Annotated in this window: 21 protein-coding genes; 15 read left to right on the top strand and 6 right to left on the bottom strand. The window is 34.6% G+C overall.

Annotated elements, in window-relative coordinates; translation table 11 throughout:
* Positions 1-10 precede the first annotated feature (10 nt).
* Genes H7350_RS08420 through H7350_RS08410 form a run of 3 tightly spaced genes read right to left on the bottom strand, consistent with a single transcriptional unit; the run spans position 11 to position 5451 of the window.
* On the bottom strand, positions 11-2479 hold the full coding sequence (locus H7350_RS08420; RefSeq protein WP_204345451.1) for a beta-mannosidase: 2469 nt from the start codon (positions 2477-2479) through the stop codon (positions 11-13).
* Positions 2469-3176, bottom strand: coding sequence for a copper homeostasis protein CutC (locus H7350_RS08415; RefSeq protein WP_204345450.1), 708 nt, complete (start codon positions 3174-3176; stop codon positions 2469-2471). Before H7350_RS08415 ends, H7350_RS08420 begins: the two co-directional genes overlap by 11 nt.
* Position 3177: 1 nt before the next feature.
* The gene (locus H7350_RS08410) at positions 3178-5451 is read right to left on the bottom strand and encodes a beta-N-acetylhexosaminidase (protein WP_204345449.1); all 2274 of its coding nucleotides are present in this window, start codon (positions 5449-5451) and stop codon (positions 3178-3180) included.
* 48 nt (positions 5452-5499) lie between these two features.
* Here H7350_RS08410 and ligA point away from each other — a divergent pair, with 48 nt between their 5' ends.
* Both ligA and H7350_RS08400 read left to right on the top strand, forming a co-directional pair.
* Entirely contained in the window at positions 5500-7494 is a 1995-nt protein-coding gene (gene ligA / locus H7350_RS08405) for an NAD-dependent DNA ligase LigA (protein ID WP_204345448.1), read from the top strand.
* Between the two features lie 97 nt (positions 7495-7591).
* Positions 7592-8338 (top strand): hypothetical protein, encoded by a 747-nt coding sequence (locus tag H7350_RS08400; protein ID WP_204345447.1) that lies wholly within the window; start codon positions 7592-7594, stop codon positions 8336-8338.
* Here H7350_RS08400 and H7350_RS08395 read toward each other — a convergent pair.
* Complete coding sequence (locus tag H7350_RS08395; RefSeq protein ID WP_204345446.1) at positions 8335-8718, bottom strand: DoxX family membrane protein; 384 nt, start codon at positions 8716-8718, stop codon at positions 8335-8337. The two genes, H7350_RS08400 and H7350_RS08395, sit on opposite strands and share 4 nt — an antisense overlap.
* A gap of 149 nt (positions 8719-8867) precedes the next feature.
* Here H7350_RS08395 and H7350_RS08390 point away from each other — a divergent pair, with 149 nt between their 5' ends.
* Positions 8868-9722: a hypothetical protein gene (locus H7350_RS08390; protein ID WP_204345445.1), complete on the top strand. Its 855-nt coding sequence runs from the start codon at positions 8868-8870 to the stop codon at positions 9720-9722.
* Here H7350_RS08390 and H7350_RS08385 read toward each other — a convergent pair.
* Positions 9646-10557, bottom strand: coding sequence for a metallophosphoesterase (locus H7350_RS08385; RefSeq protein ID WP_204345444.1), 912 nt, complete (start codon positions 10555-10557; stop codon positions 9646-9648). The two genes, H7350_RS08390 and H7350_RS08385, sit on opposite strands and share 77 nt — an antisense overlap.
* Before the next feature lie 2 nt (positions 10558-10559).
* Positions 10560-11318: a 5'-nucleotidase C-terminal domain-containing protein gene (locus H7350_RS08380; RefSeq protein WP_204345443.1), complete on the bottom strand. Its 759-nt coding sequence runs from the start codon at positions 11316-11318 to the stop codon at positions 10560-10562.
* A gap of 72 nt (positions 11319-11390) precedes the next feature.
* Here H7350_RS08380 and H7350_RS08375 point away from each other — a divergent pair, with 72 nt between their 5' ends.
* From H7350_RS08375 to H7350_RS08320, 12 genes are all read left to right on the top strand, one after another.
* Positions 11391-11909 (top strand): DUF6913 domain-containing protein, encoded by a 519-nt coding sequence (locus tag H7350_RS08375; RefSeq protein WP_204345442.1) that lies wholly within the window; start codon positions 11391-11393, stop codon positions 11907-11909.
* A complete protein-coding gene (dapA, locus tag H7350_RS08370; protein WP_204345441.1) occupies positions 11909-12787 on the top strand; it encodes a 4-hydroxy-tetrahydrodipicolinate synthase in 879 nt (292 codons plus the stop codon). The genes H7350_RS08375 and dapA overlap by 1 nt, the downstream gene beginning before the upstream one ends.
* 125 nt (positions 12788-12912) lie before the next feature.
* A complete protein-coding gene (locus tag H7350_RS08365; protein ID WP_204345440.1) occupies positions 12913-13728 on the top strand; it encodes an outer membrane protein assembly factor BamD in 816 nt (271 codons plus the stop codon).
* 12 nt (positions 13729-13740) lie between these two features.
* A complete protein-coding gene (locus tag H7350_RS08360) occupies positions 13741-14070 on the top strand; it encodes a DNA-directed RNA polymerase subunit omega (RefSeq protein ID WP_204345439.1) in 330 nt (109 codons plus the stop codon).
* Positions 14071-14077: 7 nt separating this feature from the next.
* On the top strand, positions 14078-15289 hold the full coding sequence (gene coaBC, locus H7350_RS08355) for a bifunctional phosphopantothenoylcysteine decarboxylase/phosphopantothenate--cysteine ligase CoaBC (RefSeq protein WP_204345438.1): 1212 nt from the start codon (positions 14078-14080) through the stop codon (positions 15287-15289).
* Complete coding sequence (porD, locus tag H7350_RS08350; protein ID WP_204345437.1) at positions 15282-16169, top strand: type IX secretion system protein PorD; 888 nt, start codon at positions 15282-15284, stop codon at positions 16167-16169. The genes coaBC and porD overlap by 8 nt, the downstream gene beginning before the upstream one ends.
* A gap of 116 nt (positions 16170-16285) precedes the next feature.
* Complete coding sequence (recN, locus tag H7350_RS08345) at positions 16286-17938, top strand: DNA repair protein RecN (protein WP_204345436.1); 1653 nt, start codon at positions 16286-16288, stop codon at positions 17936-17938.
* A 48-nt stretch (positions 17939-17986) separates the two neighbouring features.
* A complete protein-coding gene (locus H7350_RS08340; RefSeq protein WP_204345435.1) occupies positions 17987-18805 on the top strand; it encodes an enoyl-ACP reductase FabI in 819 nt (272 codons plus the stop codon).
* Positions 18806-19166: 361 nt separating this feature from the next.
* Positions 19167-21797 (top strand): T9SS type A sorting domain-containing protein, encoded by a 2631-nt coding sequence (locus H7350_RS08335; protein ID WP_204345434.1) that lies wholly within the window; start codon positions 19167-19169, stop codon positions 21795-21797.
* An 82-nt stretch (positions 21798-21879) separates the two neighbouring features.
* Positions 21880-23589: an FG-GAP-like repeat-containing protein gene (locus H7350_RS08330; RefSeq protein WP_204345433.1), complete on the top strand. Its 1710-nt coding sequence runs from the start codon at positions 21880-21882 to the stop codon at positions 23587-23589.
* A 144-nt stretch (positions 23590-23733) separates the two neighbouring features.
* A complete protein-coding gene (locus H7350_RS08325; protein WP_204345432.1) occupies positions 23734-25539 on the top strand; it encodes a T9SS type A sorting domain-containing protein in 1806 nt (601 codons plus the stop codon).
* A gap of 73 nt (positions 25540-25612) precedes the next feature.
* Positions 25613-26626 carry a glycosyltransferase family 2 protein gene (locus H7350_RS08320; RefSeq protein ID WP_204345431.1) on the top strand — a complete coding sequence of 338 codons (1014 nt, stop codon included), beginning with the start codon at positions 25613-25615 and terminating at the stop codon, positions 26624-26626.
* Positions 26627-26672: the final 46 nt, after the last annotated feature.

Here is a 26672-nt window from a genome sequence, read left to right as displayed (position 1 = left end):
CAGAAGCACATTAGAGTAAATTATTCAGGGTTTTTATCTTCAAATCGTTTAAGTTTTTAGCGTCAGTTTCAAACTCAATCATGATAGTTTGATTAGGCAGCAAATCAAAATAGTTATCACTGAAGTGTCCTTTTTCAGTTGTGTAAAGATATACGTCTTTTTGTAGTGTAGTACTTTTTAAAGTGATTTGGAATCCCTGAGTCGTTTTTGAAATCGTTTGCTCAATAGGTGCTTTATGAAGTTGTAAATCTTTAGGTTTTACCAAGTAAAAATAAGAAGTTTGATTACCGAATTTTGAAACGACTACAACATTATTTTTATTCATGTTCAGCATATTTAAATCCAGTTCGTGTTTTAAAGTACTAGAATCTGCGGAAACGTAAACTTGTTCTGTCGTATTCCAAATGTTGGTGCCATTAAAATCCATAATCTCTATCTGTAGTGTATTGCCAATGCCTTCAAAATTATCGTTAATGATGTACGTTTTTAATGTATTGTTTTCAAGTTTTGAAGTGATTAAAATGGGTTCAAAACTCTTTTTTGCATGATAATGAAGCGCTTTCCAATTGCCGAAGAAATCAATACTCGACCAAGATACTGCTGGCCAGCAATCGTTAAGTTGCCAGTAGAGCGTTCCCATATTATATGGTTTCGCTCGACGATGCGCTTCAATTCCTTTGGTAATTCCGTAAGCTTGTAACAACTGACTCACATAGACGTAATCTTCGGAATCATTTGGTACTGGAAAATCACGCTGCATATAATCGTCAATAATCTGAAATCCGCGACTGTGCTTTTGATGATTTTTAAAGCCTTCCGAAGTAATGTCTATACGATCTTTCTGATTGATATACCGAATTGCTTCATAACTTGGAAACGATTGAAATCCAAACTCACTCATAAACCGCGGAACATTTTGTTCTAAATGTTCAAAAGGATAACCATCATGCCAGATCCACCAATCGTGCGCATCGCCTTCAGTTTTGTATTTGGGATTGCCACGACCGTATTTTGGAGAGGATTCCCAATAGTCTGTATCGGTCAAACGCTTAACGGTTTCTGGTAATATAGAATCAAAGACTTTAAGGTAGTTATTCCAAATTTCATCTTTCTCAGCATCGCTTCTGTCTGCTTGCCAGCCCCAACGATGCCAGCCTTCAGAATTTTCATTATTACCACACCATAGCGCAATTGAAGCGTGATTACGTAAGCGTTTTACATTTTGAGCTGCTTCTGCTGTTACATTTTCAAGAAAGTTGTCATCGCCTGGATACATGGCACAGGCAAACATAAAATCTTGCCAGATTAAAATACCTTTGTCATCACATAATTCGTAAAAAATATCGTTTTCATAAATGCCACCTCCCCAAACCCGAAGCATATTCATATTGGCATCTACAGCATTGTCTAAAAGTTGGTTGTAGTGCGCCTTTGTGACTTTGTTTTGCATGCTGTTCTGCGGAATATAATTCGCACCTTTCATATATACAGGATGGTCATTGACTTTAAAGTAAAACGATGCGCCAATGCTGTCTTTTTCTGTGACGAGTTCGATGGTTCTAAGTCCTTTTTTTACCGACATACTATCAAGAATTGTTTTATCATCTCTTACCACAACTTTAATAGTATATAAATAAGGATCGCCTAAGTTGTGCGGCCACCAACGTTTTGGGTTTTTGATTTGTATGAGTACCTCTTTTTGTGGTGTTGCATCATTTACATCAATTATATTTTGAATGCTGTCATTAACGTGTATTTCGTAGGTGAGTTTCTTTTCGGTATCCAGTTTAAAATTTTGTTCAATACGAAGATTAGACAGTGTATCATTTAATGTAAGTTGATGTATATAGATGTCGTCAATTTTCAAATCATTCCACGCACTTAAAGTTACAGGTCGCCAAATTCCACTAGTATTTAATTCTGGTCCCCAATCCCAACCGTATTGAAATTGTGCTTTTCTGGTGAAAATACGATTGCCTTCAGGAAGTTGGTAGTTTAGTTTTTCCTTTGCTTTTGCTTCGGAAACAGAAGTGCGTTCAAAGCGTATTCGCAATTCATTTTGAGGATTGAGTGCCGATTTAACATCTACCGAAAAATCTCTAAAGGCATTGTCGGTTTTCAGAATTAAACGATCATTTAAAAAGACGGAAGCATAGGTGTCTAAACCATCAAAATTGAGTTCTATATGCTTTTTGTCTAGTGTTTCTTTACTAACGGAAAAAGTCATTTTGTATTCCCAATCGGTTTCTGAAATCCATTGTTGGCTGTCTTCGTTATTTCCCACAAATGGATGCTCGATTAATTGATGGTCTAGCAAGTCGGAATGCACATTTCCAGGAACTGTTGCCGACCTCCAAACGGAATCATTTACAGCTTTAAATTGCCAGTTGTTATCTAAAGTGATTGTAATTGGTAAGTCATGTTTCGGCTGACAACTTAAAAATGTCAGTATCAAGAGTAAGCAAATTCTATAGATCATATCGAATCGCTTTTAAAATGGCTTTAATTTCAGTTAAGCTTGAAACAGTTTGAGGTGTATCGCCGAAATATTCAGAATATTCGGTTGAAATGAGTTCTGAAGCTGAGGTGTGGATTTCATCTAAACCTGCAGTTTTGAATGCTGCTGCATTTTCCGAAGAAATGCCACTTCCAGCTAGAATTATAATTCGGTTTTGAGCGTGTTGTTTCAACGCTTTGAGTAATGCAATACCAGCGATGGCTTTGTGTTGTTGTCCTGATGTTAAAATTCTGTTGGCACCTAGGTCGATTAGTTGTTCTAGGGCTCCCTTCGGATTTTGGACGAGGTCAAATGCACGATGAAAGGTGAAAGGGAGTGGTTTTGAAAGTTCAATTAGTTCTCGAGTTCGCTCTATATCAATGGAGTTGTCACTTTTAAGAACACCTGAAACGATGCCATGACAACCAAGAGTTTTACAAATTTGAATGTCATTTTTAATGACCTCAAATTCCTTTTCAGAATAGCAAAAGTTTCCACTTCGCGGTCTAATCAAAACATAGGTTTCAATATCCAATTCAGAAACTACTTGTTTAATTACACCATAACTTGGCGTGATGCCTCCAACGGCTAACTCACTGCAGAGTTCTATGCGGTCAGCTCCAGCATCTTGAGCATGTTTTGCAGATTGGTATGAGTTGGCGCAGATTTCTAAAAGCATACTATTTGATTATAATTTCGTCAATAAAAGTCCAGGCTTTTTGTCCTGCACCTTGTCTGCCATCAGGAATAATGCCATAGTTTGGAATACGGAGTTTGACATATCTTGAGCGTTGGTTGACATCAAATTTGGTTGAAATTATCAAGCTGTCTCTTGAAGTCAGGTTATTAATAATTAAATCATTGTCTAATTCTAATTTAACTTTTTTAGGTGCGTAAATCCATTGCCCATTTCCATTATGAAATCGGGTTTCAATCGTACGGATTTCAACTTCTTCATTTAAGTCGATTGTGATTTCAATGTCTTCGCCCCAAAAGCCTAACCATTCTTTATCGCCATAACGTGAATCACTTCCTGAAATACTGTTTAGGAGTCCGTCTGGTCCACTTCCTGCATAAGATTTATGAGGTGTTTTATCAATAGTGATGGTTTTGCCAACGGCTTTGTGGTAATTAAAATGTTTGGTAAATGTTGGACTCAATTTTTCGTTGGTTTCAGGGTGAAACAGGGCAGCTTTAATCATTTTTGTGGTATCAATGGCAATAGGGTTTTGATACACTCTGGATTCAAAATTAGGTTCGTCACCATTCATAGTTAAACGTATAACTTTTCCTTCGGTTACTGTAGACAATGAGTATTCTAATTCGTTATTATTTTTTGAGACATTTCCCAAAACCTCGTACAAATGGTTGGCATAGTTGATATTTAGAGCGTCTAAACGCTTGTTGAAATGTTCAACACGCATTGTGAAATTCGCATAGTTTTTAGTGTCATTCTGCGACCATACGACTTCACTCATGGCTAGTATTCTGGGAAATATCATGTATTCCACCTGAGATTCGGTAGGGATATATTCGGTCCATAAATTGCCTTGAGCACCCAAAATGTATTGGGCTTCATCTGTATTTAATTCTGATGGAACCGGATTAAAATCATATACTTTTTCTAAAGGAAGAAAGCCTCCAATGGCTGTAGGTTCATCTTCATTTGTAGATTGGTAATAATCAAAATAACAGTGCGACGTAGGTGTCATGACCACATTGTGATGTTGTTTAGCGGCTTGGATAGCACCTTTTGTGCCGCGCCAGGACATCACCGTTGCGTTGGGCGCAAGACCGCCTTCCAGAATTTCATCCCAACCAATAATTTGTTTGCCCTTAGAGTTGAGGTAGCGTTCTATACGCGTGATAAAATAATTTTGAAGCTCGTGCTCGTCTTTTAAGCCTTCGGTTTGAATTCGGTTTTGACATTGTTTACAGGCTTTCCAGTGTGTTTTAGGTGCTTCATCACCACCAATATGGATATATTCACTCGGAAATAAAGGAATCACTTCATCTAAAACAGCTTCTAAAAATTCAAAAGTTTCGTCTTTGGAGCAATAAATATCTTCAAACACACCCCATTTTGTAGCAACATCTATTGATTCTCCTGTGCATCCTAAATTTGGATACGCAGCAATGGCTGCTTGTGCATGACCAGGAAGTTCAATTTCAGGAATCACAGTCACATGACGGGATTGTGCATAAGCGACTATGGATTTAACTTCGTCTTGGGTGTAAAATCCGCCATAGGACTTCCCATCAAATTGATGCGGTTGATCACTGTAATGTCCTATAAGTGTTTCGTTGCGATAAGCTGCAATCTCTTGAAGTTTAGGAAATTTTTTTATTTCGATGCGCCAGCCTTGATCATCGGTTAAATGCCAGTGAAAAGTATTCATTTTTAGCATGGCAATCGCATCGATATACTGTTTGATAAAATCTACCGAAAACATATGTCGAGCCACATCTAAATGCATCCCTCGATATTGAAATTGAGGTGCATCTGTAACCGTTATACAAGGAATGCTTATTTGTTCGTCGGAAAGCGTTCTGTTTTCAAATTCAAGCGGTAACAATTGACGTAAGGTTTGTACCGCATAAAAAGCACCTCGATCGGTTTTGGCTCTAATGGTAATTTGATAAGGTTCAATATTGAGTTGATACCCTTCAGCGTTTTCGATAGTTTCGTCTAATATAAATTGAATATCAGAATTATAGTCTAACTCAATGTCGCTTCCGTTTTCTATATAATTCCGAAGAAAATCACCAGAAACTTTAAAGTTGTCGTCATAAGATATACCGACACTATGATCTAAAACAAAATAGCCTTTATGGATTGTTAGATTGGAAGGGATGGGTATAATTTTCGGAGTTTCAGTTACATACTCTTCAGATTTGCAATTGAATAAAAAGCTGATAAAAACACTAAGTACAAGGATTTTTTTGAAAGACATTTTAGTATATTAGATGCTTTAAAGATAACTTTTTTCACGACCATTTTAATGAGTGTAGCACAAAAAATAAATAGCCTTCGCAATGAACTTCGCGAACACAATTATAACTATTACGTTTTAGATAATCCAACCATTAGCGATTATGATTTTGATATTAAATTAAAAGAACTTCAAGCTTTAGAAGAAGCGCATCCTGAGTTTTATGACGCTAATTCTCCGACGTTACGAGTGGGAGGTGAGGTGACTAAAAATTTCAATACAATAGTTCATGAGTATCGGATGTATTCTTTAGATAACTCGTATTCAAAAGAGGATTTACTGGATTGGGAAAAACGTATAAAAAAACTGGTTGACGGAACGGTTAACTACACCTGTGAGTTAAAATATGATGGTGCATCTATTAGTATCACCTACGAAAATGGAAAACTATTAAGAGCGGTCACGCGTGGCGATGGGACACAAGGCGATGATGTGACTGCAAATATAAAAACTATCAAATCGGTTCCTTTGCAATTGAAAGGCGATTTTCCGCAGAAATTTGATATAAGAGGAGAAATAGTTTTGCCTTTTGACGGCTTTAATAAAATGAATGAAGAGCGTCTAGAGGCAGGAGAGGAACCTTATCGAAATCCGAGAAATACAGCCTCTGGAAGTTTAAAACTTCAGGATAGTGCTGAAGTTGCAAGGCGTCCTTTAGAATGTTTACTTTATAATATTACTGGACGTAACTTAGGATTTAATACACAATATGAAAGTCTTGAAAAGGCAAGACAGATGGGATTTAAGGTGCCAGATGTTGCAAAATTGGCAACGTCTGTTGATGAGGTTTTAGAATTTATAGCGTATTGGGATATACATCGACACGATTTGCCTTATGAAACCGATGGTGTGGTAATTAAAGTGAATAGCCTTCAGCAGCAGGAAGAATTAGGCTATACCTCAAAAGCACCACGTTGGGCGATGGCTTATAAATTTAAAGCCGAGCAGGTGTCGACACGTTTAAATGAGATCACTTATCAGGTTGGAAGAACAGGAGCTATTACACCAGTTGCTAATTTAGAACCTGTTGAATTGGCAGGAACTACCGTAAAAAGAGCCTCTTTACATAATGCTGATCAAATTGAAAAACTCGATATTAGAGTAGGCGATGAGGTTTTTGTTGAAAAAGGAGGTGAAATTATTCCGAAGATTATTGCTGTCGACTTAAGTAAGCGTCCGCAAGATTCTCAAGTCACTCAATATGTAACGCATTGTCCCGAATGTAATACTGAATTGGTGAGACAAGAAGGCGATGCCAAGCATTATTGTCCGAATTACAATGGTTGTAATCCGCAGATTATTGGTAGAATTCAACATTTTATTTCCAGAAAAGCGATGGATATTGAAGGTCTTGGAGGTGAAACTGTGGCACTTTTGGTACATGAAGGACTGATTTCAAATTATTCAGATTTATATACGTTAACAAAAGAGGAGGTGTTGCCTTTAGAGCGTATGGCCGAAAAAAGTGCAGATAACCTTATTAAAGGTATTGAAGCATCAAAGGGCATTCCGTTTGAACGCGTGTTGTTTGCTATAGGAATACGCTATGTTGGTGAAACTGTTGCTAAGAAATTAGCGAAACATTATAAATATATTGATGCCATTGCTCATGCTACAGTAGAAGATTTAGTTTCGGTGGATGAAATTGGAGACCGAATTGCTGAAAGTGTTGTCGAATTTTTTGCTTCGGAAGATAATAAAATGATAATTGAAAAGTTGAAGCATCATGGACTTCAGTTAGAAATCTCTGCCGAAAAGCTAGCCAGTCAAACTGATAAATTAAAAGGATTGTCGATTGTAGTCTCTGGAGTATTTGAAACTGTTTCTAGAACCGAGCTTAAAAAACTTATAGAAGATAATGGCGGAAAAGTCTCATCTTCAATATCTTCAAAGACGAATTTTTTAGTTGCAGGTGATAAAATGGGGCCAAGTAAGCGTCTTAAGGCAGAAACACTAGGAGTAGCTATTATTTCTGAGAATGATTTCTTGATGAAATTGAAATAAAAATCTTACAAAATGTTAAATTTCATCGATTAAATGCATTTTTATTCGTTTAGGTGTGTTTTTTACCTATATTTGTCTTGCTATTAAGAAACGAATTATGTATTTAAGTAAAATTTTAGGGACTGTACTTATTTTATTAAGTATACTGTTTTTAGGACTACAATCTCAAGCTTTAGAAATTGAAGCTTCTGGTGTTAAGACCCTAGCTATGATACTACTTATCGTGTTTTATGTGATGAGGGTTAAGAAAAAGCACATCTTATTTCTAATGTTTTTGGTGTTTTTTACAATCGCAGAATTTTTTAACTACATAACCTGGGTTATAAATTTTGATTTTAGCGAAGAGATTGACTATTTCTATTATGTTGGTAATATACTTTACATCCTTTCGTATACCTTTTTAATAGCGAGAATATTGGTGAGTATCAACATGAGTAAAGCAGTAACAAAATTTCCTATTCAATCGTTGTCTTTACTCGTTCTGGGTATTTTTGTAGTGTACTTAGTTACAGATACAACTAGAGAAGAGCTAACTAGCTCCCAGTATACATTAGAATTTACTTATAATGCAGTTATCATGATTTTGATGAGTTTGTCTCTATTGTATTATATGGCGAAAGATGATAAGAAGTCAATGAATTTACTTATTGGATCCATTTGCATTTTGTTTTCTGAAATATTACAACTGGCTTATTTTTACGTAGCAGAAGATTTTAATGTCTTGAATTTGTTGTGCTCATTGTTTATAGTAATGGCATTTTTGTTTTATTATTTGCAATCACGTTTGCATCATAAAGAAGTTGTGTCATTTATTCCTCAGAATCAACAAAATTTAGAAGTTTAAAGCTTTTTACCTATAATCGGAATGTCTTTTCTGTATATGTACAACACAATTACTGAAAGTATAAAAGTGTTTATGGCTGTGTAAAATAAAACACCATTGTCTCCATTAATTTCAATTCCTAGTGTTGTTAGATGCATTACTATTGCTCCACCAATAATGCCTAAAGTTAAAATAGCACCACTCCATGCAGTTTTTCTAATAAGCAATAATAATCCTGCGATAAGTTCTGCAATGCCAATTCCTATTCTGCCAATAGGTTCTAATCCAACTTTTGTAAAAATATACACGCTATCTGGATGTGCTGTAAATTTAAATCTCAAGGTTTGAATAAGGATGATTGCAATAAGTATTCGTAAAATGATTGGAATATATGTTTTCATAATCTAAAGGTTATTTATAATTAGACGATTAGAAATTTAAAACATACGAGAATTGACGAAATTTGCAAAAAAATCGACAAAACGTAATATTTATACGTTGAAATACATATTATTTGCTATATTTGTCTTACCCTATTATAAAATCTATCATGCAGAACACGCAAAAATTTAAACCTAACAAAGGATTAGTATTCGTTTTATTTGTATTGCTTATGTGTACCTCTTTGGCAACATATTTCAATTTAATCATTGTGCCTATGATTGCTAAACTTATAACGGTTACGATTTTATTGACGTTTTATTACTGTCAATTACATAAAATGGCAAACGTGTTTTTAACCATTTTTTTAGTGTTTTTTCTCGGCGATGCCTGTTCTGTATTTGACTTTGGAGTCTGGTCTTCTAAGATATCTAAATCGATGTATATACTTGCCTATTTATTACTGATTTTTGTGCTTATCGGAAAATTGAAAAAGGTGAGATTTGAAGGCTTAGTAACGGTCTATTTAGTTTTAGTACTGTTATTGAATTCTTACTTTTTGTATGCGCTTTATGGGGTTGCTAAAGATAACTTTGTAGATGAAGTTAATTTGGTACTTTATATATGCCATGGAGTCACACTAATAGCGATGACCTACTTTGCTTTTGCTGTGTATTTGAGTAGAGAAACCGCTCAGTCTATTACATTTTTATTGATGGTATTTTGTTTCGTGTTTTCAGATGTTCTAAACTATATATGTCATTTATATGTTTATTTCTGGATATTCGAAGTTTTCGAAGGCATTTTACATACAGCAGGTCTATTTCTTTTATATAAGTATGTTTACGATCATCATACTAATAGAACTACAGATAAGCGTATTAACTTTTTCAGAATATTTTATACCAACAACAGAAACGCTACGCGAAATTCGGGTAAACTTATAATTATACAATTATTGATGTTCCGTTTGCAGCTTTGTTGTTATCAGAGTCAAAGTAAAAATCAATTTTTCCTAAGTTAATACCATAGCAGCCAACTTGGTTGACAAGCATATTTTTTCCTTCTGAATTTTTTACAACCGTTGGCTTTTTTAAGAAGGTATGAGTATGTCCGCCGATAATTAAATCAATATCTTTAGTTGTTTCAGCTAGTTTAAGATCACTAATTTTTTCTGGACGATTGCGATAATTGTAGCCTAAGTGAGACAAACAAATAATTAAATCGCATTGTTCATCCTGCTTAAGAATTCTCGTCATTTCTTGTGCAGTTTCGGTAGGGTCGAGGTATTTTGTTTCTTTATACATTCTTTGTTCGACAAGTCCTTCAAGCTGAATGCCTAAACCAAATATTCCGATTTTAATTCCATCTCTGTTAAGAATACGATACGGTTTTACATGCGTATCCATAATGGTATTTGAAAAGTCATAGTTGGCAGATACAAAGTCGAATTCAGCATGAGGTAGTTGTGCATAGAGTCCGTCAATACCATTATCAAAATCATGATTACCAATAGTAGCGACATCATATTTGAGCATACTCATGAGCTTAAACTCAAGTTCACCACCATAATAATTAAAATATGGTGTACCTTGAAAAATATCACCAGCATCTAATAATAATGTATTTGGGTTTTCTTTTCTTATGTTGGCAATCAAACTTGCACGTCTGGCAACACCACCTTGATTTGGATTTCTCCCATCATCAGGGCCAAAAGCATCAATATGACTATGAACGTCATTAGTATGTAAAATGGTAATTTTTTTAGTAGCAGGCTTAAATGAAGATAATCCAATTCCACCAAGACCTATTAAAGCCGAAGCGGCAGCTGTTTGTTGTAAAAATTGTCGTCTTTGCATAATTAATTTTTTAGCTGAATAAAGCGATTGTCAATAACAGGATTAAGCGTGTCTATTTTTTTGAAATAGTCGATAAGAACATTTCTAACTTTATAGTCTAATATATAAAGGCTGTCATTGGTTTTGAAAAAATCCATTCGGTCACCACCATTATATAGATAGTCATTTGTAGCAACATTATATGTTTTATCAAAGTCTAATGCTTGACCATTAAGTCCTGCAGATTTAAAATTTCCGTCGCTATCCAGTACAATATTTAATTTTGAAATAGGATGCGCTCGTTTAGCTTTGACCAAGTAATCAATGAGTTCTTTAACTTGTGTACCTTTGAGTTTCACAACAACAGTAGAGTTATCAAAAGGCATGACTTCATAAGCCGTTCGGGTTGTTACATTGCCTTTAGAAATAATAGCTCTAATACCACCATGATTGAGCAATACAAAATCGATATCTTCACCAGTACGGTTTTTAAAAATCGGATTTGACTGTTCGTATACCGCATCTGCCATCATGTTTCCTATGGCTGTATTGTAGTCGCCATCGCTTTTAGTATAGGTATCAACAGCATATGCCAAAACACTATCCAAATTTTTGTTAACATGTTCTCTGTAGGGTTTGACAAAGTCTTCAATAGTTTGATCTATTTCTAAACTATCTGAAATGTTTATTTGCTGTCCTTCTATTTTGTTAAGATGTACTTCTTGCTTGCATGAACTGAGTAATATCAGACAAAAAAAGAAACATAAATGTTTATAATTCATGGATTATATTATGAAAGGTTTACGATACGTTACAATGTGTTTTTACTACATTTGTACAAAGCATAAAGATAAATGATTTTAAAGGTATTTAAAGAAAAATCTAATCAAAAATACATCAACAAATTGTTAAGCGCTAGACATGTTGCAGTTAGCAATACTAAAATGAGTACTGTTGGAGTAATTTTAAATACAAGTGAATTTTCAGATTTTGAGGCCTTTAGAACATTTTTTAAGAGTTTAGGATTGCAACAAGCTAAGACAAAAATTATCGCTTTTGTTGAAGATTCTAAAGATTCAAATGAACTTTGGGATACGTATTTTAACCCAAAAGATTTTGGATGGAAAGGAAAGATTAATAACATCGACTTACAAACCTTTATAGATACAAAGTTTGATGTTTTAATTAGCTTTTATAAAGCTAATCATCTTGAACTTAATTTGATAACAGCTTTGTCTAATGCTAATTTTAAAGTAGGCTTAACCAATCAAGATGCAAGGCTTTACGATTTAATGATAGATGTAAAACCAAATGAGTTTTCGGTTTTTAAAGAAGAATTAAAAAAATACTTAACAGTTTTAAATAAATTATAATGACTAAATTTCATGGCACAGGTGTAGCTATTATTACACCATTCAATGACGATTTAAGTGTAGATCATAATGCACTTGCAAATCTGGTAAACTTTAATATCGAAAACGGGACAGATTATATCGTAATAAGTGGTACAACAGGAGAGAGTGTAACCATAACTAAAGATGAAAAACAAGCCATTATAAAAACAATTATTGAAGCTAATGGTGGACGAGTGCCATTGGTTTTAGGAATTGGAGGCAACAATACGGCTACAATTATTGACGAAATTAAAGCCACAGATTTAAGCCAGATTGATGCTTTATTATCTGTGTCTCCATATTATAGTAAACCAACTCAAGAAGGTATATACCAACATTTTAAAGCCATTTCTAAGGCTTCTCCAATTGACATTATTTTATATAACGTACCTGGTAGAACCTCGTCAAATATGACGCCAGAAACGACATTGCGTTTAGCAAATGACTTTGACAATATCATTGCAGTTAAAGAAGCCGGAAACAATGTACACCAATACTTAAAATTACTTAGAGACAAGCCTGAAGATTTTTTAGTTATTTCTGGTGATGATGATTTAGTTTTGGGTGTTGTTTTAGCTGGTGGAGCAGGAGTGATATCCGTTTTAGGTCAAGCTGTTCCAAAACAATTTACAAAGATGATTAATCTAGGTTTGGAAGGAAAAGCGAAAGAAGCTTACAGCATTCATTTTGAGTTAATGGATTTAACCTCATTAATTTTTTCTGAAAATAATCCTGCAGGAATTAAGGCTGTTTTAGAAGCCTTAGACTTGTCAAAATCACTAGTGAGATTACCATTAGTGGAAGCTACAGGAGAACTTAAGCAAAAGATAAAAGTTGCGCTTAAAAAAATAGAGTAACTAAGTTAAAAGTTAAATATAACTTAAACTTAATGAGAGCCTGATTTCAACCGTTATTTTTGAGTATAATTTTTTGTTTTTATTATACGTTATAAATACGTACTTTTGCAACCTGTTTTTTATTTATGAAGAAATTAGTTTACTTATTGGCAATGCTCCTAGTGTTTAACTCTTGTAGCGAATATCAAAAGGCATTAAAGTCTGAAGATATCAAAACAAAGTTTGATATGGGAACACAAATGTATGAAGCCGGAAAATGGAATAAAGCCAACCGAATATTCAGACAAATTGTACCAAACTACAGAGGGAAGCCACAAGCTGAAAAATTAATGTACATGTATGCTATGTCATTTTATGAAATGAAAAGCTACATCGAAGCAGGTTATCAGATGGGACTTTTCGAACAATCTTACCCAAAAAGTGAGAAGGTTGAGGAAATCGCATTTTTAGCCGCTAAAAGTTACTATATGGTATCTCCTGTATATTCTAAAGAACAGGCAGAAACCATAGAAGCTTTAGAAAAACTTCAATTGTTTGTTAATAAATATCCAGATTCAGAATATTTACCTAAAGCCAACGAGCTTATCAAAGAACTGGATTATAAACTTGAGAAAAAAGCATTTGAAATTGCTAAACAATATAATAGTATTGCGTATTTTGAGTCTTCAGATTATGAAGCTGCAATCAAAGCTTTTGACAATTTTCTAGCAGATTATCCTGGAACGAGTTTTAAAGAACAAGCTATGTTTTACAGACTTGACTCTGCTTACAGACTAGGAATTAATAGTGTAGCAGCTAAAAAAGAAGAACGCTTAAATATAGCAATGAACTATTATAAAAGCTTCAGTAAATTTTATCCTAATTCAGAATTTAAAGAAGAAGTAGATAAAATGAATGAAGAAATGAGTGCAGCAATGCAAGAATTTAATACAAAAAGTTAATTTACATATACGATGGATTTAAAAAAGACTAATGCTCCTGTTACAACAGAAACTTATGATAGAAATATCATTGATGCGCCAACAGATAATATCTATGAAGCGATTTCTGTAATCTCAAAAAGAGCAGAACAAATTAATACTGATATCAGACGTGAGTTAGTTGATAAATTAGAAGAATTTGCAACTTACAACGACAGTCTTGAAGAGATCTTTGAAAACAAAGAGCAAATTGAAGTCTCTAAATTCTATGAGAAATTGCCTAAGCCTCATGCTTTAGCAGTTCAAGAATGGTTAGATGACAAAATTTATTACAGAAATACTGACGACGACGTTCAGGAATAAAACAGGTATGTCTATATTGAGCGGCAAAAATATACTACTAGGCATTACTGCTGGTATTGCTGCTTACAAGACAGCCAGCCTTGTAAGGCTATTTATAAAAGCAGGCGCTAACGTAAAGGTCGTTATGACGCCTGCTTCTAAAGACTTTATTACACCTTTAACACTTTCAACATTATCTAAAAATCCTGTTTACTCTTCATTTACTAATGAAGACGATGACAATGCTATGTGGAATAACCATGTAGATTTAGGACTTTGGGCCGACTTATTTATTGTCGCGCCAGCAACAGCAAATACCTTGTCTAAAATGGCAAACGGCACCTGCGACAACTTGCTTATGGCAACGTATTTGTCTGCTAAATGTCCAGTGTATTTTGCGCCAGCAATGGACTTAGATATGTATAAGCATCAGTCTACAAAACAGAGTTTCGATACATTACAGTCCTACGGAAATGTTATGATTCCTGCAACATCAGGAGAGCTCGCAAGTGGCTTAGTAGGAGAAGGACGTATGGCAGAACCAGAGGATATTGTCGCCTTTATCGAAAACCATATATTAGGAACACTTCCATTACATGGAAAAAAAGTCTTATTAACTGCAGGACCAACTTATGAAGCAATAGATCCTGTTCGTTTTATCGGAAATCATTCCAGTGGAAAAATGGGGTTTGAAATAGCTAAAGCTGCAGCAAATTTAGGAGCAGAAGTTATATTGATATCTGGACCTTCTCATCAAAGAGTCACTCATAGTTTTATAAATGTAATACGCGTTACAAGTGCTCAGGAGATGTATGATGAAGTTCATAAGCATTTTGATCTAGTAGATATAGCCATACTTTCGGCAGCTGTTGCAGATTACAGACCTAAAAATATCGCAAAACAAAAAATAAAGAAGAAAGAATCAACGTTTAGTATAGAGTTAGAAAAAACTAAAGACATATTAAAGTCTCTAGGTGAAGTTAAATCGCATCAATTCTTAGTTGGTTTTGCATTAGAAACCAATAATGAATTAGAACATGCTAAAGGAAAATTGGAATCTAAAAATTTAGACTTAATAGTACTTAATTCTTTAAATGATAAAGGAGCAGGTTTTGGTGGTTCAACAAATAAAGTTACTTTTATAACGGCTTCTCATGATGTTATTGCTCATGAGTTAAAATCTAAATCTGAAGTTGCTCAGGATTTAATGCAACAAATTTTAAAACAAACACATGCGTAATTATATAGGTTTATTACTAGTATTAATGTCTACATTATCTTGGTCTCAAGAATTGAACTGTAATGTTGTTGTTAATGCACGTCAAACAGGTAATGAAAATGTTCAGGTTTTTAAAACACTCGAACGTCAGCTAAGAGAGTTTGTTAACAATACACAATGGACGAATAAATCATACAAAAATCAAGAGCGTATTGATTGTGGTATGGTTATTACCATTAATAATTATGATACAGATCGATTTGAAGCAACCCTTCAGGTTCAAAGTTCGAGACCGGTTTATGGTTCAACCTACGGAACACCTATTTATAATTTTAATGATAAAGATTTTAACTTTCAATATTTAGAGTTTCAGAATTTTGTGTTTAACCCAACACAATTCGAGTCTAATTTAGTGTCTGTGATTGCCTTCCATATTTATATGGTGCTAGGCTTAGATGCCGATTCTTTTGCTCCAGAAGGCGGCAGTGAATATTTCAAACAAGCACAAACTATTGTCAACTACTCGCAGCAAAATAATGCTAAAGGCTGGAAGTTAGAAGATGGTCAGCAAACTCGTTTTGTATTAATTGATAATATCATGTCTCCAACATTCAAGGAGTTTAGAGATGTCATGTATAGTTATCATCGTTTGGGCTTAGACGAAATGAGTAATAGTGCTAAAGAAGGAAAACAAAATGTTTCAAAAACTATCTTACAACTTCAAAGCATGAATAGCAGACGACCAAATTCATTTTTAATGCGTGTGTTTTTTGATGCGAAATCTGACGAAATTAAAGATATTTTCAGTGGAGGACCATCGGTTAATGTAGCAGACCTGGTTACAACTTTAACCAAAATAGCACCTATGCATTCTTCAAAATGGCGCGATATCAAATTTTGATAAATTGCAGTAAATAATCACAAATCATTATTAAGGTGTGATTTGGATTAAAACCATTGTAATTCTTAAATTTGTATAAAGCTTATACGGCTTTTGTAGTTTAATTTTATTGCTTTATGCTTACGCAACTCACTATAAAAAATTATGCGCTTATTGACGAACTTCAAGTAAGTTTCAGTAATGGGTTAACTATTATTACGGGTGAAACTGGTGCAGGTAAATCGATTTTACTTGGCGGACTTTCTTTAATATTAGGAAAACGAGCCGATATCAGTAGTGTAAAAGATGCTTCAAAAAAATGTGTGGTTGAAGCTGTGTTTGATATAGCAAAGTATGATTTAAAGTCCTTGTTTCTCACCGAAGATTTAGACTACGAGTCGCTTACAATTATTAGAAGAGAGATTTTGCCATCAGGTAAATCTAGAGCATTTATAAATGATACTCCGGTTAATTTAGATAGTCTGCAGGTTTTAGGAACGCAATTGCTAGACATACATTCTCAGCACCAGACTTTACAGTTGACAGATGATAGTTTTCAATTTCAAATTATTGATGCTTTAGCAAAAAACGCAACAGTTTTAGCGACCTATTCCGATACACTTAAAACATATAAATCGTTACAGATTGAATTAGAGGAACTTCAGGAGCAAAAAGCATCAGCAATAAAAGAATTAGATTATAATGCCTTTCTGTTAAAAGAATTAGAGGATGCTAAACTTATAAGCGGAGAACTTGAAGGTTTAGAAAGTGAATATGAAACACTTAATAATGTTGAGGTAATCAAAGAGAAACTATCTCATGCACATCAGTTATTGAGTGATGAAAATATTGGCGTGGCAACTCAGCTTACAGAAATTAAAAACCAATTGGCAAAGCTTGCGAGTTTTGGAAAACAATATGATGGTATATATCAGCGAGTAAACAGTACATTAATTGAACTGGATGATGTTTTTGCTGAAATAGAAGATTTAGAAGGGCAGTTAGAAGCCGATCCTAACCGTTTGGAATTCGTCAATACTAAATTGCAAACCATTCACAATCTGATGCAAAAGCATACGGTTGACTCTGTTGATGATTTGATTGAAATTAAGGATGGTCTATCGCTTAAAATTTCAGTAACCGAAAATCTGGATGCTTACATTTCAGATAAGGAAATAGAAATTCGAAACCTCGAAAGCGAGTTAAAATTGATAGCTAAAACTATTCACGATAATAGAAATAAAATCATTCCAGAATTGATTCAACAACTGGAAACTATTTTAGCAACTCTGGGAATGCCTAACGCAAGATTTTTTATTGAATTGCAAGCGTCAAAGACATTTTTATCAAATGGAACTGATGACCTTCAGTTTTTGTTTTCAGCGAATAAAGGCGGACAATTTAATGATCTTAAAAAAGCAGCATCTGGCGGAGAGCTATCTAGAATTATGTTAGCTATTAAATCAATATTGTCTGCGCATACACAGTTGCCAACTATAATGTTTGATGAAATTGATACAGGTGTATCTGGAGAAATATCAAATAAAATGGCAGGTATAATGCAGTTAATGAGTAAATCAATGCAAGTATTTACCATAACGCATTTACCACAAATAGCGGCTAAAGGTGATACACACTTTAAAGTTTATAAAGAAGATATCGATGAGAGGACGCAAACCCAGTTAAAGAAATTAACTCAGGAAGAGCGTATAGTTGAGATTGCTCAGATGCTTGGTGGTACAAATGTTTCTAATTCGGCCTTAGAACATGCTAAGCAATTACTCAATTAATACTATCTTTGACGATATAAAACCAACTAACATCATAATTATAATAGCATGTCATACAATTTATTAAAAGGAAAACGCGGAATTATATTTGGAGCACTAGATGCTAATTCAATTGCTTGGAAAACAGCAGAACGTGTACATGAAGAAGGAGGGACGTTCGTCCTTACTAATGCTCCAATCGCAATGCGAATGGGACAAATAAACGAATTGGCAGAGAAAACAGGCTCGCAAATTATTCCTGCAGACGCTACATCAGAAGAGGATTTACAAAACCTTGTTGAACAATCAATGGAAATCTTAGGCGGTAAAATAGATTTCGTTTTGCATTCTATTGGGATGTCTGTTAATGTGAGGAAAGGACGAGCTTACACCGATCAAAAATATGATTGGACTCAAAAGGGTACAGATGTGTCTGCAATGTCATTTCATAAAGTCATGCAAACCTTATATAAGGCAGATGCTATGAGTGAATGGGGAAGTATTGTAGCACTAACTTATATGGCAGCACAACGTGTGTTTCCTGATTACAATGATATGGCAGATAATAAAGCGTATTTAGAAAGTGTTGCTCGTAGCTTTGGTTATTTCTTCGGAAGAGATAAAAAGGTAAGAGTGAACACCATTTCTCAATCACCAACACCAACTACGGCAGGTCAAGGTGTTAAGGGCTTTGATGGATTTATCGCTTATGCTGATAAGATGTCTCCTTTAGGAAATGCCACAGCTGTAGATTGTGCCAACTATACAGTAACTTTGTTTAGTGATTTGACTAAACGCGTTACATTACAAAATCTATATAATGATGGAGGTTTTAGTAATATGGGTGTGAGTGATGCCGTTATGGAAGCCTTTGTTGATAAGCAATAAAAACTTTTAAATCTATATTTAAACCGATGTGATAAGCATCGGTTTTTTTCGTTTCTATACTTTTTTATTATGAGTTAAGGTAATTTAAATCCAAGACTTTACACGTTTAAATGCAATATAATCCGATATATAAAGCGATAAATAATCAGATTAAATTCTTAAAAAAAGGTGTAAACTGCAATAAACTCAATTTTTTAACTCAAAATATGAATTATTAAAAAATCATTATTGCCTTTTGTCGGTAATATCTTATAATTCATCGAATTGTTAATATCTTGTTAAGGAATTTTTGTTTGTAAGGTATTTAATATGAATAATTTACGTGCTGTTAATTAATTCAATAACTAAAAACCAACAAAAAATGAAAAAAATTACTTTATGGTTGCTATGCTTATGTATGGCAACAACCCTCGGTTTTGCTCAAACCTTTACAGATGGAGTTGTACATGACATACAAAACGGAAACGGAGGAACAGGTGCTACTTGCGGAACAATAGATGAGCTAATATTGCCATTAACGGTTTCTGGAGTAGGAACTCTTGATGCCTCAACTAACATTTTACAGAGTGTAACGTTTAATGCAACACACACCTGGAATTCTGATATTACAGTAAGTCTGCAAGATCCTTCAGGAGCAACTACTGTACTATTGATTGATGGAATTGGTGGTAGTGGAGATGGTTTTACAGACTGTATCTTAGATGATTCAGCAACAGAAACATTGCCAACTACTGCTATGACTCCAGTTACTGGGACATTTTTACCACTCGAAGCTTTAGCAGGGTTTAACGGTTTAAGTGCTGATGGTGATTGGAACTTACTTGTTTGCGACGGTGCAGGTGGTGATACAGGTACAGTTGATAGCTGGTCGCTGACATTTGGTCCTCCACCTCCTCCAGCTAATGATGATTGTATCAATGCAATTGCTTTAGATTGTATAGATAATACGGCTTCAGGAAATAATAGTCTATCAGTTGATAGTGAAGTATGGTTCTCATTTACTGGAACCGTTGTAGATGATTCAGTTACTGCAAGTTTATGCGGTTCAGGATTTGATACAATTATCACCATTTATGATGCATGTGACGGAACAGAAGTTGCAACAAACGATGATAGTTGTGGATTACAGTCTGAAGTTTCATTCACTTCAGATGGTGTAACGACTTATTTAATTTCAGTACAAGGTTTTAGCGGTGCAACTGGAGATTACAGTCTTACTGTAGAATGTGCTTCTGCAAACATTCCAGATAATGACGATTGTCTTTCTGCTGAAGCTATAGGATGTAACGATACTGTGACAGGAGAAACAAGTTTTGCTAATGATTCAGATGGAAACGAAAGTTTTGATGTATGGTATTCTTATACAGGAACAGTCGTCGATGATAATATCACAGCAAGTCTTTGTGGATCTGGTTTTGATACAGTCATTACTGTATTTGATGCATGTGACGGAGCAGAGGTTGCTACCAACGATGATTTTTGCGGATTACAATCTGAAGTATCTTGGTTATCTGATGGTGTAACAACTTATTTAATACGAGTAGAAGGTTTCAATACAGCAACTGGAGATTACCAATTATCATTATTATGTGATTCTGAAACACCACCAGCAAATGACGAGTGTGAAAATGCTGAAACTATCGTTTGTGGAGGTCAATATATTGGAGACACCACATTTGCTTCAGATGAAGGTGATAATGATCCAGGATTTTGTGGTACATCTTCAGGTACTGGAGGTGCGGTATGGTATACTTTTGTAGGTGCTAATTCTAATAACGCAGGTGCTGCTGCTGGTACAGTAGGAGATGATGTGACATTAGATTTGAGCTTGTCAACATTTGATACAAAAATTAGAGTATTTACTGGAGTTTGTGGCGATTTAACCTGTTTAGATGGTGATGATGATGGAGGTGCAGGAACCACTTCTTTAATTACATTCCCAACAACAGTAGGAACCGAGTATTATGTGTTAGTTCATGGATTCTCAGGTAATGCAGGAGAATATACTTTAGATGTATCATGTGTAGCACCAGCTACATGTTCTGCAGCGGTTGTTGATAGTGCAACAGAAGTAGAAGAAACATGTAATCCAGATGGAACAGGTACTTATACAGTTGAAATAGAAGTGTCAGATGCAGGAGATGCAGGTAGCGTTTTTGATGATGGGACTAATACATATCCAGTTGAGGCAGGTACAGTATCTGTTGGACCATATAATAGTGGTGATGTAGTAAATATCGAATTGGTTGCTTTAGATCCTGACTGTAGCTTTACAGTCGGAACATTTGAATTTACATGTCCTCCACCAGCACCTGAAAATGATGAGGTTGCCGGAGCGATCAATTTACCTGTAGGAGATACTTTATGTGAGACTATCATGTTTGGTACTAATATAGGAGCAACAGATTCTATTGAGAATGATAATGAAGCAAGTTGTTCTTCATCTAATCCAGCAGGAGATGTGTGGTTTAAAGTGGTTGTGCCTAGCACAGGAGAAGTTAATATAGAAATTTCTGCATCTTCTGAAGAACCTATTATTGAAGATACTGTAATGGAAGTATATACAGGAACATCAGGTAGTTTAGTTGAAATCGCCTGTGATGACGATGGTGGAGATGGCCTTTTATCTTTAGTAGAATTAACAGGCTTAACTCCAGGAGACGTATTATTAGTAAGAGTATGGGAGTGGCAAGATAACTTTAAAGGAAACTTTAATATTTGTGCATGGTCTCCATCTACGTTAGGTGTAACAGACAGTACTTTTGATGGATTCTCATATTTCCCGAACCCAGTTAAGGATGTACTGACATTAAATTCTCCAAGAGCGATTGACAATGTTGAAGTATTTAATGTATTAGGACAACGTATCATTGCTATTGATAGTCAAAATACAATCCAAAATATAGACATGTCTAATGTTCAGTCTGGAGCGTATCTTGTAAAAGTTTCTATAGGAAACCAAACTAAAACTATTAGAGTGTTAAAACAATAAGTTGAATCTTATACTATTTAATAAAAAGAGGTCTTTTCAGACCTCTTTTTTGTTTATATTAGTGTATTAGACATCATATTCTATGAAGCAACAGTGTCAATATTGTATTTTACTCATTATATGTGCAGCAAATTTTTTAAATGCACAAACACTATTTGAAAATCAAGCAACAAATTTGGGGCTTAACACTTCAACAGGAGATACTTTTTTAGGAAATGGTCTTTCATTTTTTGATTTTGATAATGATGGCTGGGATGATATTACGCTTACATCTTCTGAAAATAATCCATTGCGGTTTTTTAAAAATAACAATGGAAGTTTTATCGAACAAGATTTTGGGTTATCTAGCATTGACTATCAAACTAAATCTGTAACATGGGTTGATTTTGACAATGATGGAGATAATGATTTATTTGTAACAAGTGATGCTCAGGGGAATAAAATGTTCGAAAATTTAGGTAATATGGTTTTTCAAGATATTTCTGTAAACACAGGAATGATAATAACCAATATGTTTACCTATGGAGCGTCTTGGGGAGATATAAATAATGACGGCTTTCTTGATGTATTTTTAAGTAATAGAACCTCAGATATTACTAATAAGTTATATAAAAATAATGGTGATGGTACATTTACAGATATCACTTCTCAATCTGGAATAGATCAAAATCCGGTATTTTCATTTTGTTCGGCGTTTGTAGATATTAATAATGATGGCTATCAAGACTTGTATGTGTCAAATGATAAATTAAGCTATGAAAACAAGCTTTATCGAAATAATGGTGATGGTACGTTTACAGATATTAGCGCGTCTTCAGGAACAAATATATCAGTAGATGCGATGTCTGTAACTGTTGGTGATTATAATAGAGATGGTTATTTTGATATCTATGTCACCAATAATCCTACGGGAAATTATCTTTTTAGAAACAATGGTGATGAAACATTTCAAGACGTAGCTATGGCAACCGGAACTTCATTTAATAGTATTGGCTGGGGCGCTTCATTTTTTGAAGCTGATAATGATATGGATGTAGATTTATATGTGAGTGGTCAATTAGATGGTAGTAGTTCAGGATTACTTTCAGCAGCATTTTATGAAAACAATAACAATACAAACTATGTATTAAATAATAACTGCTTTCCAAACGATAATGGAGCAAGTTATTCTAATGCTACTGGAGATATTGACAATGACGGACTACTAGATATAGTAGTGAGTAATAATGCAAATGAAAATGTATTTCTATGGAGGAATGTTAGTAGCAATTCAAATAACTGGATTAAATTAAAGCTTATAGGAGTACAAAGCAATGCAAATGCTATAGGAGCCAGAATTGAAATCTCTACAGATGGTTATAAACAATATGCCTATACAATATGTGGTGAAGGCTATTTAGCTCAAATGACAGACAGAACACATTTTGGCTTAGGCAACCACTCTGTTATAGATTATATAAAAATCTATTGGCCTAATGGTCTAGAAGAAACCTATACGGATGTTCAGGTTAATCAAACTTTGATTCTAACCGAAGGAGATACGCTAAGTGTAAATACTTACGAAGAGAATAATATCACTTTTAATAATCCTGTTGCGCAAAATTTATATATTGAAACAACAAAGTTTATACAAGACATTTCATTATATACCATCCAAGGACAGTTACTCTCAAAGGTTACTACACAGAATAAATTTCAAACTATCGATATGGCGAATTTTAAGTCTGGAATTTATTTACTCAACATAACGTTCGAAAATCAGTCAAGCACCTTTAAGGTTGTAAAGAAATAAGATGCCTGTTTAATACTTTGAGTATTAGAACAGTAGGCGCTTTTTAACGATGTTTTTTGCATTTAATCGATTATATAATTTATAGTTCACTTTGTTTAAGAATTATCATAATTTTAAGACTTAATAAATTAAATTCAACTAAATATGAAAAAAATTACTTTTATTTTATTGTTTGCTCTAATTTGCAGTTTTGGTTTTGCCCAAACGTTCACTGATGGAGGTGGACCTTATGATATGCAAAATGGAAACGGAACAACTGCAGCTACATGTGGTACAGCAGATGAACTTGCATTACCTTTAACTGTTTCAGGTGTTGGAACATTAGGCACTACAAATGTTTTACAAAGTGTGACAATAGATGTTACACATACTTGGAATTCTGATGTTGTAATCAGTTTACAAGATCCTTCTGGAGCAGTGACTGTTCTTTTAATTGATGATATTGGAGGTAGTGGTGATGGTTTTGCTGCAACAGTACTTGAAGATGGAGCGCCAGCTTTACCTACAGCAAATACAACTCCAGTAACAGGAACTTTTTCTCCATTAGAGCCTTTAGCAGGATTTAATTCTGGAGGTGTTTCTGCTGATGGTGATTGGGTATTACTTGTATGTGACGATGCTGGTGGAGATGTTGGAACTCTTGATAGTTGGGCACTAACCTTTGCACCTGCACCAACATGTGCCGATCCATCTGGTCTTACAGCAACTCCTGATTCTGCTACTTCTGTAGATTTAGCTTGGTCTCAAGTTGGAGCTGTAACGATGTGGGATATAGAGTTAGTTGATATTACTGCTGCTGGTACAGCAACTGGTGCACCAACATCTACAGGTGTATCTAATCCTACAAACATATCTGGATTAACTGCTAGTAATGATTACGAAGTTTACGTAAGAGCGGATTGTGATACAGACGGTGTAAGTAACTGGGTTGGACCTGTTGCATTCACTACACCACCAACTTGTGATGTAGTTTCAAATGTTTTTATAGATGATTTAACTGATGTTAGTATAGATTTTTCTTGGGATGCTCCTGTAGGTTCTCCTACTGGATATAACTGGGAAATTGTAGAAGATGGTACCGGACAAGGTGGAACTGTAGTCGTAAGTGGATCTACAACTGAGCCTACAAGAAATGATACGTCTGGAAACGTATTAACATTAGATACACCTTATGATTTTTGGATACAAACTGATTGTGGCGTAGATGGAACAAGTGTATGGAGTGGACCTTTTGGTTTCACAACTCAGCCTGGTCCAGCTCCAGCTAATGATGATTGTGGTGGCGCTGAGTCAGTTACACAAGAAACATCTGTTGTTGATGCACCGTCTGCTACACCAACTGCTGGTACTATTGTAGGAGCAACTGATTCTGGACTTGCTGCTGAAGTTTGTAATGCATTTACTGGAACAGCTAATGACGATGTTTGGTATTCATTCGTTGCTTTGACAGCTAGTGTGAATATTACTTACGAACTTGAAGGATTTGATGGTGTTGCAGTATTATATTCTGGAACTTGTGGAGCTTTAGTCGTTGAAGGTTGTGCAGATGACTCTGTAGTAACAGCTCCTATAGTTGAAGAAATTAATGCAACTGGTTTAACTGTAGGTCAAACGTATTATACACGAATTTTCCAATATGGAACATCTTCAACTGCAGGTAAAACGTTTACTGTTAAAATCTGGTCGCCAGAAACTTTAAGTACTGAAGAGTTTGAAAATGAAAATGCGTTTACTTACTTCCCTAACCCAGTTAAGGATGAGTTAACATTAAATGCACAAAAAGATATTCAAACTGTAGCTGTTTACAATATGTTAGGTCAAGAAGTTCTTAGAACTGCTCCTAATGCTATTGAGAGCACTATCGATATGAACGGATTTAGCCAAGGTGCTTATTTCGTTAAAGTTACTATCGGTAATGTTACTGAAACAATACGAGTTCTTAAGCAATAAGCTTATTTAAATAGTTTTTCAAAAGCCACCTTTAAGGTGGCTTTTGTGTTTTGTTTACTTACCTTTGTATGGTATGAAACCATTGCATTTTTCATTTATAATCCCAGTATATAATAGACCAGATGAGGTTGATGAATTGTTGGGTAGTTTTAAAACTCTAAAGGGAGATATTCCTTTTGAAGTTGTCATCGTTGAAGATGGGTCGTCGATAGATTGTAAAGCTGTAATAGAACAATATTCAGAAAGCTTAAATATTTCTTACTTTTTCAAACCAAATTCTGGACCAGGAGACTCCAGAAACTATGGGATGGAAAGAGCTTCAGGTAATTACTTTATAATCTTAGATTCAGACTGTCTATTACCTGCTCAATATCTAGAAACAGTAAATGCTTACTTGTCTTCAAACTATGTAGATTGTTTTGGAGGTCCAGATGCAGCACATGAGACATTCACTAGCCTTCAAAAAGCGATAAATTTCGCTATGACTTCTTTTATTACTACAGGAGGTATAAGAGGTGGAAAAACTTCAAATAGAAATTTTCAGCCTAGAAGTTTTAATATGGGCTTATCAAAAGCTGCTTTTATAGCTTCAGGAGGTTTTGGTGTGATTCATCCAGGAGAAGATCCAGATTTGTCTATACGATTAAATACCTTAGGGTTTAAAACTGTTCTCATTGCAGATGCTTTTGTATACCATAAACGTCGTGTATCCTGGAAAAAATTTTATCAGCAGGTTCATAAATTTGGATTGGTTAGACCTATTCTCAACACATGGCACCCAAAAACTAAACGTTTGACCTATTGGTTTCCAACGCTTTTTTCCTTCGGAATGATTATGGCTTTAATCTTAGCACTAATGGACTTTAAATGGCTTTTATTGCTGTATACACTTTATATCTTAATTGCTTTTGTATTGTCTTTTATAGCCTCAAAACGTTTAAGTGTCGCATTTCAATCTATTTTGGCTATTTTTATTCAGTTCTTTGGATATGGATATGGATTTTTGAAATCCACATTTGCAATTTCAGTATTAGGACACAAACCAGAAGAAAGATTTCCAAAACTATTTTTTAAACATGCTAAATAGTATAAAATCAAAGTTTGCACAATCAGTAAAAAATAAAAGACTTAAT

The sequence above is a fragment of the Psychroserpens algicola genome, from assembly GCF_014526325.1.
In the GTDB taxonomy this organism is placed as follows: Bacteria; Bacteroidota; Bacteroidia; order Flavobacteriales; family Flavobacteriaceae; genus Psychroserpens; species Psychroserpens algicola.
This window is presented reverse-complemented; position numbering and strand designations above follow the sequence as displayed.

Coding starts and splice junctions, on each gene's coding strand:
- H7350_RS08420 (WP_204345451.1), bottom strand. CDS start 2,479: ATGATCTATAGAATTTGCTTACTCTTGATACTGACATTTTTAAGTTGT.
- H7350_RS08415 (WP_204345450.1), bottom strand. CDS start 3,176: ATGCTTTTAGAAATCTGCGCCAACTCATACCAATCTGCAAAACATGCT.
- H7350_RS08410 (WP_204345449.1), bottom strand. CDS start 5,451: ATGTCTTTCAAAAAAATCCTTGTACTTAGTGTTTTTATCAGCTTTTTA.
- ligA (WP_204345448.1), top strand. CDS start 5,500: ATGAGTGTAGCACAAAAAATAAATAGCCTTCGCAATGAACTTCGCGAA.
- H7350_RS08400 (WP_204345447.1), top strand. CDS start 7,592: ATGTATTTAAGTAAAATTTTAGGGACTGTACTTATTTTATTAAGTATA.
- H7350_RS08395 (WP_204345446.1), bottom strand. CDS start 8,718: ATGAAAACATATATTCCAATCATTTTACGAATACTTATTGCAATCATC.
- H7350_RS08390 (WP_204345445.1), top strand. CDS start 8,868: ATGCAGAACACGCAAAAATTTAAACCTAACAAAGGATTAGTATTCGTT.
- H7350_RS08385 (WP_204345444.1), bottom strand. CDS start 10,557: ATGCAAAGACGACAATTTTTACAACAAACAGCTGCCGCTTCGGCTTTA.
- H7350_RS08380 (WP_204345443.1), bottom strand. CDS start 11,318: ATGAATTATAAACATTTATGTTTCTTTTTTTGTCTGATATTACTCAGT.
- H7350_RS08375 (WP_204345442.1), top strand. CDS start 11,391: ATGATTTTAAAGGTATTTAAAGAAAAATCTAATCAAAAATACATCAAC.
- dapA (WP_204345441.1), top strand. CDS start 11,909: ATGACTAAATTTCATGGCACAGGTGTAGCTATTATTACACCATTCAAT.
- H7350_RS08365 (WP_204345440.1), top strand. CDS start 12,913: ATGAAGAAATTAGTTTACTTATTGGCAATGCTCCTAGTGTTTAACTCT.
- H7350_RS08360 (WP_204345439.1), top strand. CDS start 13,741: ATGGATTTAAAAAAGACTAATGCTCCTGTTACAACAGAAACTTATGAT.
- coaBC (WP_204345438.1), top strand. CDS start 14,078: ATGTCTATATTGAGCGGCAAAAATATACTACTAGGCATTACTGCTGGT.
- porD (WP_204345437.1), top strand. CDS start 15,282: ATGCGTAATTATATAGGTTTATTACTAGTATTAATGTCTACATTATCT.
- recN (WP_204345436.1), top strand. CDS start 16,286: ATGCTTACGCAACTCACTATAAAAAATTATGCGCTTATTGACGAACTT.
- H7350_RS08340 (WP_204345435.1), top strand. CDS start 17,987: ATGTCATACAATTTATTAAAAGGAAAACGCGGAATTATATTTGGAGCA.
- H7350_RS08335 (WP_204345434.1), top strand. CDS start 19,167: ATGAAAAAAATTACTTTATGGTTGCTATGCTTATGTATGGCAACAACC.
- H7350_RS08330 (WP_204345433.1), top strand. CDS start 21,880: ATGAAGCAACAGTGTCAATATTGTATTTTACTCATTATATGTGCAGCA.
- H7350_RS08325 (WP_204345432.1), top strand. CDS start 23,734: ATGAAAAAAATTACTTTTATTTTATTGTTTGCTCTAATTTGCAGTTTT.
- H7350_RS08320 (WP_204345431.1), top strand. CDS start 25,613: ATGAAACCATTGCATTTTTCATTTATAATCCCAGTATATAATAGACCA.